Below are 14,031 nucleotides of genomic sequence, written 5' to 3'. Positions count from 1 at the left end.
CAGTGGCGCGGGCGTCCTCAGGAGCCCACAGTAACGTGGAGCGCGTGAATGATCTCTTCAGCGCAGCAGCGGAGGACGACGGCCCCGCCTCACCGGGACGCGCCGCCGGCGGGCCGCGCAGCCCCCTGGCCGTGAGGATGCGGCCGCGTTCCCTGGACGAGGTGGTGGGCCAGCAGCACCTGCTGGGCCGCGGCTCGCCGCTGCGCACCCTCGCCGGCGAACAGGATCCCGGAGCGCATGCCGCTCCGTCGTCGGTGATCCTCTGGGGGCCTCCCGGCACCGGCAAGACCACCCTCGCTCACGTCATCGCGCGCGGCCAGGGACGCACGTTCGTGGAGCTCTCCGCGATCACCGCGGGGGTCAAGGACGTGCGCCGCGTCATGGACGAGGCCCTGACCACCCGTGACCTGTACCGCCAGACCACGGTCCTGTTCCTCGACGAGATCCACCGCTTCAACAAGGCCCAGCAGGACGCCCTGCTGCCCGGCGTGGAGAACGGGTGGGTGGTGCTGATCGCCGCGACCACCGAGAACCCGTCGTTCTCCGTCGTCTCGCCCCTGCTGTCCCGCTCGCTGCTGCAGACGCTCCGGCCACTCGACGAGGCCGACATCCGCGGCCTGCTGCAGAGAGCCGTCGACGACGAGCGCGGGCTGGCGGGCTCGGTCGAGGTCTCCGACGAGGCACTGGAGCACCTCGTCCGCCTGGCGGCCGGCGACGCCCGGCGGGGACTGACGGCGCTCGAGGCCGCAGCCGGCGTCGCCCGCTCGGACCAGGGCCCCGGTCCAGCCGCCGATCCGGCCGGGCCGCCGGAGGACGAGGACAGTGAGGATTTCCTTCCCGCCCTCGTCACGCTCGAGCACGCGGAGAAGGCGGTGGATGTGGCCGCCCTGCGCTACGACAGGGCGGGGGACCAGCACTACGACATCGCCAGCGCGTTCATCAAGTCGCTGCGCGGATCGGACGTCGACGCCGCACTACACTATGTGGCCAGGATGCTCGAGGCAGGGGAGGACCCCCGGTTCATCGCCCGCCGGCTCATGATCTCCGCCTCAGAGGACGTGGGGATGGCGGATCCCACGGCGCTGCAGACCGCCGTCGCGGCCGCCCAGGCGGTGCAGCTCGTGGGCATGCCCGAGGCCCGCATCATCCTCGCGGAGGCCGTGGTGCACATCGCCACCGCCCCGAAATCGAACGCCGCCTACAACGGCATCAATGCGGCCGTCGCGGACGTACGGGCAGGCCGCGGGCAGGGCATCCCCGCACATCTGCGCGACGCCCACTACCCCGGGGCCTCGCAGCTCGGACACGGGAAGGGCTACACGTACTCCCACGACGAACCCCACGGGATCGCCACGCAGCAGTACGCACCGGACGATCTCGCCGAGCGCAACTACTACGAGCCGACGGACCGGGGAGCCGAACGGGACATCGCCGCGCGGCTCTCGCGCCTGCGCCGCATCATCCGTGGGAGGTAGCGAGCCGGCAGCGGGGAGCGATTCGGTGGCCCCTCCGCGTGACTGCTAGCATTGGACGCTGACTGGCAAGTCGTCGTGTACCAGCCGTCTCCCCGACATCGCCGCAGGATCCGTCCCGCGGCCCGGGGGGTGGCCAGGGTCGCGACGGACTGTAGTACCGGGAAGCGGCCAATCCCGGCTCTCCGCAAGTGGAGGCCAGCGACACCAGGAAGTACCGACGCCCTCGGGGCTGACGTCTCTTCGCCGCGAAAACATCGAAAGGTAGACGTGGCCAACAACACACGTGCCCGTCGGAAGGTCCGCATCTCGCGAGCCCTCGGCATCGCTTTGACTCCTAAGGCAGAGAAGTACCTCGAGCGCCGGCCCTACGCGCCGGGCCAGCACGGCCGCGCGCGCCGCAAGCAGGACAGCGACTACGCCGTCCGTCTGCGCGAGAAGCAGCGGCTGCGCGCCCAGTACAACATCCGCGAAGCCCAGATGGCCCGTATCTTCGAGGAAGCCCGCCGCACGGCAGGACTGACCGGTGAGAACCTCATCGAGCTGCTCGAGATGCGCCTCGACGCGCTCGTGCTGCGCGCCGGCTTCGCCCGGACCAGCGCCCAGGCCCGCCAGCTGATCGTGCACCGTCACATCATGGTCGACGGCGCACGCGTGGACCGTCCGTCCTTCCGGGTCGCCGAGGGTCAGCTCATCCACGTGCACAGCCGCAGCGAGACCATGGTCCCGCTGCAGGTGGCCGCCGCCGGTGCGCACCGCGACGTCCTCCCCGCCGTCCCCGGCTACCTGGACGTCCAGCTCGACAAGCTCCAGGCCCGCCTCGTGCGTCGCCCGAAGCGCTCCGAGGTCCCCGTGACCTGCGAAGAGCAGCTCGTCGTCGAGTACTACGCCCGCTGATAGACCGCATCCGGTCCGGCGCCTGATCGGCCACCGGACCGGCCTGTGAAGGAAGAGCCCGCGGCACTGCCGCGGGCTCTTCCTTCTGTAAGGTACTAAGAGCAAGAAATCCCCATGCCCGGCCTCGCCATGAGGCCACCCCTGCGTAAAGGAGACCGCCCATGTCAGGTGGAGATATTGCGGGCCTGATAGCTGCTGGCGTGTTCGCCGTCCTGGTCCTGCTGCTCGCCGTACCGATCTGGAAGCTCGGCCGCGTGTTCGACGAGCTCCGCAAGGCCATCCGGACGGTCACGGAGGAGACGACGCCGCTGATCGAGGAGGTCACGAGCACCGTGAGCACCACGCACCAGCAGCTCAGGACCGTCGACGGCATCACCTCGAACGTCTCCGACGCCTCGGCCAACATCTCCGCCCTGTCATCCCTGGTCGCGGCCACGATCGGCGCACCGCTCATCAAGGTATCGGCGTTCTCCTACGGCGTCCGCTCGGCCTTCGCCGGACGGACCTCACCGGCGCGCCGGCGCCGTAGCCGCTAGCCCCCACTGGAACGGAGAGAACGATGATCAGAAGAGTCTTCTGGCTCGCAGCCGGGATCACCATCGGCGTCGTCGCGGTGCGCAAGGTCTCGCAGGCGAAGTCCACCCTCGGCCCCGAGGGCCTGAACCGCGCGGTGGGCCAGGTCGGCGACAGCATCGCGGACTTCGCCGATGCCGTCCGCTCGGCGATGTCCGAGCGGGAGAACGACCTGCGCTCGGCCCTGGGCGTGGACGTTCCCGCTGCGCCGGCGGCACCCGCCGCTGTCGGGGACGCCGTCGTCACCCCCGACGCCGCCGTCCCGCCCACCCGGCGCTCACTGCGCTGATCCACCGGCGGCACCTGCCTCGTCCGGGTGCATCCCCGCTCCGCCGGCAGGAGCCGCGGGTCGGACCCGCCGGGCGCCGGGGACGCCCGCGGTTCCCGCCGCGCCCTGATCACTCCACCGAAGGATCCACCCATGAAGTCCCATGAGATCGCCAGTCGCTGGCTGAGCTACTTCGAGAAGAACGGTCACACCGTGGTGCCCTCGGCATCGCTCGTGTCCTCCGACCCCTCCCTCCTGTTCACGGTTGCCGGCATGGTGCCGTTCATCCCCTATCTCACGGCGCGGGAGGAGGCTCCCTACGACCGGGCGGTCAGCGTCCAGAAGTGCATCCGGACCGGGGACATCGAGGAAGTGGGCAAGACGGCCCGCCACGGGACGTTCTTCCAGATGTGCGGCAACTTCTCCTTCGGTGACTACTTCAAGGCGGAAGCGATCCGCATGGCCTGGGAGCTGCTGACCAGCAGCGTCGCCGACGGCGGCTTCGGTCTGCCCGCGGAGCGGCTCTGGATCACGGTCTACCACGAGGACGAGGAAGCGCTGACCATCTGGCGCGACACCATCGGTGTCCCGGCCGAGCGAATCCAGAAGATGGGCAAGAAGGACAACTACTGGTCCACCGGGCAGCCCGGTCCGGCCGGACCCTGCTCCGAGATCTTCTACGACCGCGGCCCTGCCTACGGCGTGGAGGGCGGACCGGAGGCAGACGACGACCGCTACGTGGAGATCTGGAACCTGGTCTTCATGCAGTACCAGCGCGGCGAGGGGATCGGCAAGGACGACTTCGAGATCCTCGGCGAACTGCCCAGGAAGAACATCGACACGGGCCTGGGCCTCGAGCGCCTGGCGATGATCCTGCAGGGCGTGGAGAACATGTACGAGACGGACCAGGTCCGTCCCGTCCTCGACCGTGCCGCCGCGCTCAGCGGGAAGGCCTACACCAGCGCCGAGTCCGCCGACGACCCGCACCACGCCGACGACGTCCGCATGCGGGTGGTCGCCGACCACATCCGCTCGTCCCTGCTCCTCATCGCCGACGGCGTGAGCCCCTCCAACGAGGGTCGCGGGTACGTGCTGCGCCGCCTCATCCGGCGCGCCGTGCGCGCCATGCGCCTGCTCGGCGTGGAGAAGGCCTGCCTGCCCGAGCTGCTGCCGGCATCCCGCGACGCCATGAGGGGGTCCTACCCGGAGGTCGAGACCGATTTCGAGCGCATCAGCCGGATCGCCTACGCCGAGGAGAAGGCGTTCCTGCGGACCATCGCCTCGGGCACCGCGCGGCTGGAGGAGGCCGTCAAGGAGTCCCTCGCCGAGGAGCGGCCCCTGTCCGGCGAGGACGCCTTCAGCCTGCACGACACCTACGGGTTCCCGATCGACCTGACGCTGGAGATGGCCGAGGAGGCAGGTCTCTCCGTCGACGCGGAGGGCTTCCGGTCCCTCATGCTGGAGCAGCGCCGACGTGCACAGGCCGACGCACGCGGGAAGAAGGCCGGCCACGCCGATCTCTCGGTGTTCACCGAGCTGCTCGGACGCGGCCAGACCGTCTTCACCGGCTACGACGAGCTCACCTCGGAGGCCGTGATCCTCGGCCTCCTCGAGAAGGGGCAGTCCGTGCCGAGTGCACGGCAGGGTGACGAGATCGAGGTGGTCCTCGACCAGACCCCGTTCTACGCCGAGGCCGGTGGACAGGCGGCCGACGTCGGACTCATCTCCGGCGACGGCTTCGTCCTCGAGGTGCTCGACGTCCAGCGCCCCCTCAAGGGACTGAGCGTGCACCGCGCCGTCGTCCGCGAGGGCGAGGTGGCGCAGGGCGCCACCGTCACGGCCGCCGTCGACCGCCAGCGCAGGCACGCGGGGGAGCAGGCCCACTCCGGCACGCACATCGTCCACGCGGCCCTGCACGAGATCCTCGGCCCCGAGGCACTGCAGCGCGGCTCGTTCAATAAGGCCGGGTACCTGCGCTTCGACTTCTCCTGGGGCGAGGGCATCAGCGCCGCGGCACGCTCGGAGATCGAGGAGGTCTCCAACATCGCGATCCGCAACAACTACGAGGTCGAGACGAAGATCATGTCCCTCACCGACGCGAAGGAGCTCGGGGCCACCGCGCTCTTCGGTGAGGCCTACGGTGACACCGTGCGCGTCGTCGAGATGAACGCCGACTTCTCCCGCGAGCTGTGCGGCGGCACGCACGTGGCCTCGACCTCGCTCATCGGCAGTCTCACCCTGCTCGGCGAGCAGTCGGTGGGCTCGGGCAACCGGCGCGTGGAGGCCCTCGTGGGGCTCGACGCCTTCCGCCACCTCGCCGCCGAGCGTGCCCTGGTCTCGGAGCTCTCCGACATGCTCAAGGTGCCCTCGGTGCAGCTCCCCGAGCGCCTCGCGGCCACACTGACCCGGCTCAAGGGTGCCGAGAAGGAACTCGACCGGCTGCGCAGGGAGCAGCTCGTCGCCGCGGCCGGAGCCCTCGTGGACACCGCCGTCGACGTCGACGGCGTCCGCGTGATCGCGCACGACGCCGGCGAGATCGGCGGAGCCGACGAACTGCGCACCCTCGTGCTGGACCTGCGCGGACGCCTCGGCTCGGAGCCGGCCGTGGTGGCCGCCGCCGGCATCGCCCAGGACCGTCCGCTGGTGCTCATCGCCACGAACGAGGGTGCCCGCGGCACCGGCATCAAGGCCGGGGCGCTGGTGCGCACGGCCGCGACGATCCTCGGTGGTGGCGGAGGCGGCAAGGACGACGTCGCCCAGGGCGGCGGAGCCGACCCCGCACGCATCCCCGACGCACTGTCGGCGGTCCGCGCGGCGGTCGCGGATCGTTGACGACGCCGTGACGGGCAGGGATGCCGACGGGCAGGAGGCCGGGCCGTCGTACCCGGTTGGACCGAAACTCGGGGTGGACGTCGGTCAGGTGCGGGTGGGCCTGGCCGCCTGCGACAGGGACTCCCTGCTCGCCACCCCCGTCAGGACCCTGAAACGGGACGCCCGCCGGAACCACGACGTGCGGCTCGTGGTACGCGAGGCGATCGAGCGCGATGCCGTCCAGATCGTCATCGGCCTGCCGAAGAATCTCAGCGGGCGCGAGGGGGCATCGGCGGAGATGGCCCGGGAATACGCCGCACTGGTGGTCGAGGAACTCGGCCGGCAGGCGCACCCCATCCCGGTGCGACTCGTCGACGAGCGGCTCAGCACCGTCTCCGCCCATCGGTCGCTGCACTCGGCTGGCCTCAGCAGCCGGGAGCATCGTAAAGTGGTGGACCAGGTGGCTGCCGTCGAAATACTCCAGCATGCCATCGACATGCAACGTTCGCGCGGACGGGATGTGGGGGATCCGGTTCCCATACGTGACGCAGCGGGTGTTCCACACCCACTGCCCACCCCTACGGAGGAGCCACCCATGAAGAACATGTCGTCGAGCAGGAGGGAAGAGGAAGCGTGAGCCGCGAATCCCGCCCCGCACCCTTCACCGAAGGAACCGACGGCGCCCACGGTGCCCACCCGGAGACCGTCGAGGACTTCTTCGTGGCCCAGGACGAGAGTGGGCCGGACGCGCAGAATCCGCCGCCCCGCACCAGGGCCAAGCAGCGACGGCGCCGCCGCCGCACCGTGATCGTCCTCGTCGTCCTCCTCGTCTTCGCCGGTACCGTCTTCGGCGTCGCCCTGATGCTCCGGGACCTGCTCGGTTTCAACGAGGTGACCGACTACGCGGGCCCGGGCGGTGAGGAGACGGTGTTCACCGTGGAGCAGGGAGCCGGCGCCCTCGCCGTCGGCAACGGCCTGGAGAGTGCCGACATCGTGGCCGACGCGGGTGTCTTCGTGACGGCACTCGGCGAGATCTCCGACGGCCGCGAGGTCCAGCCGGGCGAGTACGAGCTGCGACGCCAGATGTCCGCCGAGGGAGCAGCCGAGGCACTCCTCGGCGAGGATCCCACGCTCGTCTCCTATGCCGCCGTCGCGCGCGACCTGCGCCAGGGCGAGGTGTTCGACATCCTCGCCGAGTCCACGGGCATACCCGTCGCGGAGTTCACGGCCCTGGCCGAGGACCCGACGCAGTTCGGGCTCCCCTCGCAGGCACTCTCGCTCGAGGGCTACCTGCACCCTGGGGAGTACCGCTTCGACATCGACGCGACCGCCACCGACATCGTCACCGAGATGATCGCCGCCACCATGGACCGGCTCACCGACGACGGCGTCACCGACCCGGACGAGCAGTACCGGATCCTGACGATCGCGAGCATCGTGCAGGCCGAGGCGCAGGAGGGCGACTACGCCACCGTCGCCGGGTCGATCGAGAACCGGCTGACGCCGGGGAACACGGAGACCAACGGGTTCATCCAGTCGGACGCCACCGTCGCCTACGGCCTGGGGGAGCGGACCTACCAGCTGACCCCCGAGGAGAAGGCCGACAAGTCCAACCCGTACAACACGTTCGCCAACACCGGCCTGCCCGAGGGCCCCATCGGGTCGCCCGGCGACGAGGCCATCGACGCCGCGGTCAATCCCGCGGACGTGCCGTTCTACTTCTGGGTCACGGTGAACCTGAAGACCGGGGAGACCAAGTTCTCCGAGACCTATGCCGAGCACCTGGGCTACGTCCAGGAGTACGAGCAGTGGTGCGCGGACAACGAGGGGCAGTGCGAGTAGCCCGTGCCCACTGAGCCCACGGCCGCTCCGGGACTCCGGGCGGCCGTGATCGGCTCGCCCATCGGGCACTCGAGATCACCGGCGCTCCACGCGGCGGCCTACCGGGCCCTCGGAATCGCGTGCACCTACACCGCGGAGGACGTGGCCGAGTCGCAACTGGCCGGCTTCGTCGCCGCGGTGCGCCGCGACCCCGGGTGGCGCGGGCTCTCCGTCACCATGCCGCTCAAGGCCGGCACGGCCCGGCTCATGGACACGGTGACCGAGCCCGCGGCCGTGCTCGGCGTGGTGAACACCGTCGTCGTGACCGCGGATCCCACCGGGGACCGCCGCAGCATCCTCACCGGGCACAACACCGACGTCGCCGGCGTGCTGCACGCACTCTTCGCCGCCGGTGCCCGGGTCCCCGAACGGGCCGTGGTCCTCGGCGGCGGGGCCACCGCCTCAGCGGCGATCGCCGCACTGGCCCAGCTCGGGGCAGGGGACTGCCGCGTGATCGTGCGCCGCCCGGAGGCTGCCGCCGATCTGCACCGCCTCGGTGAGCAGCTCGGGATCGACATCGTCATGGTCCCGTGGGACCTCGGCCCGGCAGAAGTGGCGGCCGCCGACATCCTCGTCTCCACCCTCCCGCCCCGCGGCGCCGACGCGCTGGCAGGGCTCCTCGCGGCCGATCCGGGCTTCAGGACCGCCGGGACACTCCTCGACGTCGCCTACGATCCGTGGCCCAGCGGGCTGGCGGCGGTATGGCAGGCGCGCGGCGGCGTGATCGTGCCCGGCCTCGACATGCTGATCCACCAGGCCGTGGAGCAGGTACGCCTGTTCTTCCCCCACCTCCGGCAGCACAGGGACACGATCCTGACCGCGATGTGTGACGCAGTGGACGCACCCCGGCACTGATCCGTGCGCCGCCGCATGGCAGGATGGAGACCATGGTGCGTTGGCTGACAGCAGGAGAATCGCACGGCCCTGCCGTGGTCGGGATCATCGAGGGGATCCCCGCGGGGGTCGAGATCACCAGCGGCGACATCCAGGCCGCGCTGGCGCGGCGCCGGCTCGGGTACGGGCGCGGCGCCCGCATGAAGTTCGAACTGGACCAGGTCCGGATCACCGGCGGCGTGCGCCACGGGCTCACGCAGGGCGGCCCGGTGGCCATCGAGGTGGCCAACACCGAGTGGCCCAAGTGGGACAAGATCATGGCCGCCGACCCGCTCGGGGACGAGGACGCCGCCGAGCTCGCCGCGTCCGCGCGCAACGCCCCGCTCACCCGGCCCCGACCCGGTCACGCCGACTTCACCGGCATGCAGAAGTACGGCTTCGACGAGGCCCGGCCGGTGCTCGAGCGCGCCAGCGCCCGTGAGACCGCCACGCGCGTGGCCCTCGGCACCGTCGCCGCCCGCTTCCTGGCCGGACTCGGCATCCGGCTCGCCAGCCACACCGTGTCCATCGCCACCGTCTCCGTCCCCGACGACGCGCCGCTACCGGCGCCCGAGGACGTCATCGCGCTCGACGCCGACCCGCTGCGCTGCTTCCATCGCGACACCTCCGACGCCATGGTGGTGGAGGTCGACGCCGCCCATAAGGAGGGCGAGACCCTCGGCGGCGTCGTCGAGGTGGTCGTGTACGGTCTTCCGCCCGGCCTGGGCAGTTACGTGCACTGGGACCGACGGCTCGACGCCCGGCTCGCCGCGGCACTCATGGGCATCCAGGCCATCAAGGGCGTGGAGGTGGGGGACGGCTTCGCCACGGCGGCACGCCGGGGGACCGCCGCGCACGACGAGATCGTCCAGGACGACGAAGGGCGGATCGGCCGCGCCAGCAACCGGGCGGGCGGGATCGAGGGCGGCATGAGCATCGGGGACGTCCTGCGCGTGCGGGCGGCCATGAAGCCGATCGCCACCGTGCCCCGCGCCCTGCGCACCATCGACGTCAGCACCGGACAGCCGGCCCGCGCCCACCACCAGCGCTCCGACGTCTGTGCGGTCCCGGCAGCGGGTGTGGTCGCCGAGGCGATGACGGCCCTGGTCATCGCGGACGCCGTCGCCGAGAAGTTCGGCGGCGACAGCCTGGCGGAGACCGCCCGCAATCTGCGCACCTACCTCGAGAGCATCCCGGAGTTCCTCGACTCCGCCCGGTCCTGAGCGCACCGATGCCCTCGTCGGACACCGTGGTGCTGATCGGCCCGATGGCCGTGGGGAAGACCGCTGTGGGCAGGATGCTCGCCCGGCGCACCGGCCGGACGTTCGTTGACACGGACCGGGTGCTCGTCGAACGGTACGGACCCATCAGGGGCCTCTTCGACCAGCACGGTGAGGACGGATTCCGCCTGCTCGAGGCCGACGTCGTGCAGGGCGCCGTGGCCGAGGCGGGCATCGTCTCCCTGGGCGGGGGAGCCGTGCTCGACGCCGGCACGCAGCAGATCCTGCGAGATGCCGCCGTGGTCTTCCTCGACACGGACGCGAAGACAGTCCTGCCGCGGATCAGCCGCGATGCGAAGCGACCGCTGCTGGCAGGGAACCCGCTGGAGCGGTGGCAGGAACTGTACGACCAGCGCCGGCCGCTCTACGCACGGCTCGCATCCGTGGTCATCGACACGCGCGGGCTGAGCGTGCGCGGAACGGCCGACGCCGTCGTCCGTGCCCTGCCCCACCTCCTTCCCGACCGGCACACCGCTTCCCCGCCCCACTCGGCGGGCCAGAACCACGAGAGCAGGACAGACACCCATGGCGACTGACGCACCGACCATCATCCCCGTCACGGGGAGCACGAGCGAGAGCACCTACGACGTCGTGATCGGGCACGGTCTCCTCGAGAGGCTCCCGGAGATCCTCGGCGAACGCGTGCGCCGCGTGCTTGTGATCCATCCCCGCGCGCTCCGGGCCACCGGGGACACGGTGCGCGCCGAGCTCGCGGACGCCGGCTTCACGGCGGTGACCGCGGAGATCCCCGACGCCGAGGAGGCCAAGCACCTCCAGGTGGCGGGCTTCTGCTGGCAGGTCCTGGGACAGAACGACTTCACGCGCTCGGATGCCGTGGTCACCGTGGGCGGTGGCGCGGTCACCGATCTCGGCGGGTTCGTCGCGGCGACGTGGCTGCGCGGGGTGCGCGTGGTGCACCTGCCCACGAGCCTGCTCGGCATGGTGGACGCCGCCGTGGGCGGCAAGACCGGCATCAACACCTCCGAGGGCAAGAATCTCGTGGGCGCGTTCCACCCGCCCGCCGCCGTCCTGGTGGATCTGGACGCGCTCGCCACGCTGCCGAAGAACGAACTGGTCACGGGACTGGCCGAGGTGGTCAAGTGCGGCTTCATCGCCGACCCGGCCATCCTCGATCTCATCGAGCAGGACACCGGTGCTGCGACCGACGCCTCCTCGCCGGTGGTGCGGGAGCTCGTGGAACGGTCCATCGCCGTCAAGGCCGCGATCGTGTCCGATGATCTGCACGAAGCCGGGCGCCGTGAGTACCTGAACTACGGTCACACGCTGGCGCACGCCATCGAGCTCGCCGAACGGTACTCCTGGCGGCACGGCGCAGCCGTCTCCGTGGGCCTCGTCTTCGCCGCGGAACTCTCCCGCATGGTCGGTCGCCTCGGCGACGCCGAGGCGGACCGCCACCGCAGCATCCTCGAATCCCTCGGCCTGCCCGTGACCTACCGGCGTGACCGCTGGGCCTCACTGCTCGACGGCATGCGCCGCGACAAGAAGTCCCGGGGTGACCTGCTGCGCTTCGTGGTGCTGGACGGGATCGGCCGGCCCGGCATGCTCGAGGTCCCGGACACCTCGCTGCTGTTCGCCGCGTATCAGGAGATCGCCTCCTGACCGCTCCGGCGGGGAGGCGGCCCGACGGCGCCGCGGGCAGCGCGGGGTAGACTGATCCACGGACTTCTGGCGCGCCTCCGCGTGCCCGCCGTGCCTCGGCCGGCCCATCCTCCCGCGAAACCGACGAAAGCGAAGCTGTGGCGACCACCAACGACATCAAGAACGGCACCGTGCTCAAGCTCGAGGGCAACCTCTGGAACGTCCTGGAGTTCCAGCACGTCAAGCCGGGCAAGGGCGGTGCCTTCGTGCGCACCAAGCTGCGCAACATCCGCTCGGGCAAGGTGGTCGACAAGACCTTCAACGCCGGGCTGAAGATCGAGACCGCCACGGTGGATCGCCGCGACTACCAGTACCTGTACAAGGACGGCGAGGACTTCGTGTTCATGGACACGACGGACTACGACCAGATCACCGTGCCGGGCAAGATCGTGGGCAGCGCGGCCAACTTCATGCTCGAGAGCCAGATGGCCACCATCGCCATGCACGAGGGCTCGGCGCTGTACGTGGAGCTGCCGGCGTCGGTGGTCCTCGAGATCACCTACACCGAGCCCGGCCTGCAGGGCGATCGCTCCACGGGCGGCACCAAGCCCGCCACGGTGGAGACCGGCCACGAGATCCAGGTCCCGCTGTTCCTGGGCACCGGCACCAAGGTCAAGATCGACACCCGGACCGGTGAGTACCTGGGACGCGTCAACGAGTGAGTGCACGTAGCAAGGCACGTCGCCGGGCGCTGGACATCCTCTTCGAGTCCACGCAGCGTGACGTGCCGGTCCTCGAGGTCATCCGCGCACGCCGCGAGAAGACGGACATGATCATCGCCGACTACACGGTCGACGTGGTCGAGGGCGTCCTCGAGCGCCAGGACGAGATCGACGAATTCCTCAGCACCTACTCCCAGGGCTGGACCCTGGAGCGGATGCCGTCCGTGGATCTGATGATCCTGCGGATCGGGAGCTGGGAACTGCTCTACAACGACGACGTGCCCGACGGCGTCGCCGTGAGCGAGGCCGTGGAGCTCGCGAAGATGCTGTCCACCGACGAGTCACCGAAGTTCGTCAACGGACTCCTCGGCAGACTGCAGCAGCTCAAGCCGACACTGCTCGCATAGGGCGCATCCTGGCATCACACCGCGTCTGCTTCCAGGGTCACCGAGCCCGATCCCGGGCCCGTCACCACGCACCGGGTCAGAGCAACTTCTCCCACGCACCCTCGTAGCCCGCCGCGCGATAGCCGAGTGCTTCGTTGATGGACAGCATCGGGCGGTTCTCCTCGGCGTTGAAGGTGTAGATCTGCGGTGCCTGCGCATCGAGCTGCTGGAGATTGGCCGCCTTGGCCAGCATGCCCAGTCGGTGGCCGCGATGCCCGGGCAGGACGAGGGTGTCCTCCTGTGCTGCCACACCGCCTGGGTGTCCGGGCAGGGAGATTTCAGTGAGGGCGACCAGCCTGCCTGTGCGGCACTCCTCGATGGCCGTTGTCAGGAGCAGGCGGCCGCTGGCCTCCTGGTCCTGATCCCGCCGGCGCACCCGGTGCTCGTCCCATGGGTCCTCGGTGGTCTGCATACCGGCGGTGGGTTCCTCCGTGCTCATGCTGGTCTTGAGCACCGCAAGGTCCGCCACCCGGTGGTCCGGGGTTGAGCCGCGCCACTGTACAACGCTGTACGTGGAGCCGGTATGGATTTTCGCGTCCTCCAGGACCGCAGTGAGTGTTCGCGAGGGCAGGGGCAGGTCGAGGAAGCTGATCCGTTTGATCTGTTCGAGGGCGTAGCCGTGCCGTGCGAGGAAGCGGACCCCGGGTCACGCCCGGGTAGGGACCCGTACCCGCTCAGAGGTTCGACCCGATGACCGTCCGCGTCGGCGGAGTGGACGACGGAGCTCTGAACGGTCGTGAGGTTCAAGTCCCGGGCCAGGGCTTCCATGCGCTCGAGGAGGGCCGTCCCGATTTCCCGGCCGCGTGCGTCGCTCTGCACCTCGACGTTCACCGTCGCGATGGGTGACACCACCGCGGTGCGCCAGGACAGGATGGCGCGGGCGACCATGCGGCCACCGGACCGCGCGACGAACAGTCGTCTCGGCTTGTAGGTATTCCGGAAGCCGGGCAGTAGCTCAGCTGCAGAGTGGGACAGCGCCGGCGTGCCGAGAATCTCCGTCTCGACCCGGTTCCGGACCTCCACCATCTCCTCGAAAAGTTTGGCTCCCGGGTGCGTCAGGTCGTCGGGGACGGACAGTTCACTGATGTCGACTGCATCCGCAGAATTCATGGAGCGACCCTATCCGGTCAGCGCCGGCGATCCATGTCTGGCGAGTGTGCCTGCGCTTGACCGTTCGCTTCCGGATGCTCGGCCGCCCACCGCTGCTGG

General features: G+C 70.2%; 15 protein-coding genes. 13 read left to right on the top strand and 2 right to left on the bottom strand.

Annotated features, from left to right (window positions below; genetic code table 11):
* Positions 1–44: 44 nt before the first annotated feature.
* The 13 genes from Q0747_RS00155 to nusB all read left to right on the top strand — a co-directional run bounded on the left by Q0747_RS00155 (position 45) and on the right by nusB (position 12,783).
* Positions 45–1,475: a replication-associated recombination protein A gene (locus Q0747_RS00155; protein ID WP_298251257.1), complete on the top strand. Its 1,431-nt coding sequence runs from the start codon at positions 45–47 to the stop codon at positions 1,473–1,475.
* 267 nt (positions 1,476–1,742) lie between these two features.
* Positions 1,743–2,369, top strand: a complete 627-nt coding sequence (gene rpsD / locus Q0747_RS00150; protein ID WP_055771608.1) for a 30S ribosomal protein S4 — start codon at positions 1,743–1,745, stop codon at positions 2,367–2,369.
* A gap of 161 nt (positions 2,370–2,530) precedes the next feature.
* Positions 2,531–2,905 (top strand): DUF948 domain-containing protein, encoded by a 375-nt coding sequence (locus Q0747_RS00145; RefSeq protein ID WP_298251256.1) that lies wholly within the window; start codon positions 2,531–2,533, stop codon positions 2,903–2,905.
* A gap of 23 nt (positions 2,906–2,928) precedes the next feature.
* Complete coding sequence (locus Q0747_RS00140; protein WP_298251255.1) at positions 2,929–3,231, top strand: DUF6167 family protein; 303 nt, start codon at positions 2,929–2,931, stop codon at positions 3,229–3,231.
* Between the two features lie 132 nt (positions 3,232–3,363).
* Positions 3,364–6,042 (top strand): alanine--tRNA ligase, encoded by a 2,679-nt coding sequence (gene alaS / locus Q0747_RS00135; protein ID WP_298251254.1) that lies wholly within the window; start codon positions 3,364–3,366, stop codon positions 6,040–6,042.
* Between the two features lie 7 nt (positions 6,043–6,049).
* The gene (gene ruvX / locus Q0747_RS00130; protein ID WP_298251253.1) at positions 6,050–6,658 is read left to right on the top strand and encodes a Holliday junction resolvase RuvX; all 609 of its coding nucleotides are present in this window, start codon (positions 6,050–6,052) and stop codon (positions 6,656–6,658) included.
* Positions 6,655–7,863, top strand: a complete 1,209-nt coding sequence (gene mltG / locus Q0747_RS00125) for an endolytic transglycosylase MltG (RefSeq protein WP_298251252.1) — start codon at positions 6,655–6,657, stop codon at positions 7,861–7,863. The genes ruvX and mltG overlap by 4 nt, the downstream gene beginning before the upstream one ends.
* A gap of 3 nt (positions 7,864–7,866) precedes the next feature.
* Positions 7,867–8,757, top strand: coding sequence for a shikimate dehydrogenase (locus Q0747_RS00120; protein ID WP_298251251.1), 891 nt, complete (start codon positions 7,867–7,869; stop codon positions 8,755–8,757).
* Between the two features lie 32 nt (positions 8,758–8,789).
* The gene (aroC, locus tag Q0747_RS00115) at positions 8,790–9,998 is read left to right on the top strand and encodes a chorismate synthase (RefSeq protein WP_298251250.1); all 1,209 of its coding nucleotides are present in this window, start codon (positions 8,790–8,792) and stop codon (positions 9,996–9,998) included.
* Between the two features lie 8 nt (positions 9,999–10,006).
* Positions 10,007–10,591 (top strand): shikimate kinase, encoded by a 585-nt coding sequence (locus Q0747_RS00110; RefSeq protein WP_298251249.1) that lies wholly within the window; start codon positions 10,007–10,009, stop codon positions 10,589–10,591.
* Positions 10,581–11,675, top strand: coding sequence for a 3-dehydroquinate synthase (aroB, locus tag Q0747_RS00105; protein WP_298251248.1), 1,095 nt, complete (start codon positions 10,581–10,583; stop codon positions 11,673–11,675). Before Q0747_RS00110 ends, aroB begins: the two co-directional genes overlap by 11 nt.
* Before the next feature lie 137 nt (positions 11,676–11,812).
* The gene (efp, locus tag Q0747_RS00100) at positions 11,813–12,376 is read left to right on the top strand and encodes an elongation factor P (protein ID WP_298251247.1); all 564 of its coding nucleotides are present in this window, start codon (positions 11,813–11,815) and stop codon (positions 12,374–12,376) included.
* A complete protein-coding gene (gene nusB, locus Q0747_RS00095; protein WP_298251246.1) occupies positions 12,373–12,783 on the top strand; it encodes a transcription antitermination factor NusB in 411 nt (136 codons plus the stop codon). The genes efp and nusB overlap by 4 nt, the downstream gene beginning before the upstream one ends.
* 76 nt (positions 12,784–12,859) lie before the next feature.
* Here the strand turns inward: nusB and Q0747_RS00090 are convergent, their stop codons facing one another.
* The gene (locus Q0747_RS00090; protein WP_298251245.1) at positions 12,860–13,261 is read right to left on the bottom strand and encodes a hypothetical protein; all 402 of its coding nucleotides are present in this window, start codon (positions 13,259–13,261) and stop codon (positions 12,860–12,862) included.
* Positions 13,258–13,848, bottom strand: a complete 591-nt coding sequence (locus Q0747_RS13885) for an N-acetyltransferase family protein (RefSeq protein ID WP_367277647.1) — start codon at positions 13,846–13,848, stop codon at positions 13,258–13,260. The genes Q0747_RS00090 and Q0747_RS13885 overlap by 4 nt, the downstream gene beginning before the upstream one ends.
* Positions 13,849–14,031 lie beyond the last annotated feature (183 nt).

The organism is uncultured Arthrobacter sp. (genome assembly GCF_947493765.1).
In the GTDB taxonomy this organism is placed as follows: domain Bacteria; phylum Actinomycetota; class Actinomycetes; order Actinomycetales; family Micrococcaceae; genus Arthrobacter_D.
Note: the sequence above shows the minus strand (reverse complement) of the source record. Positions and strands in the feature narration are given on the sequence as shown.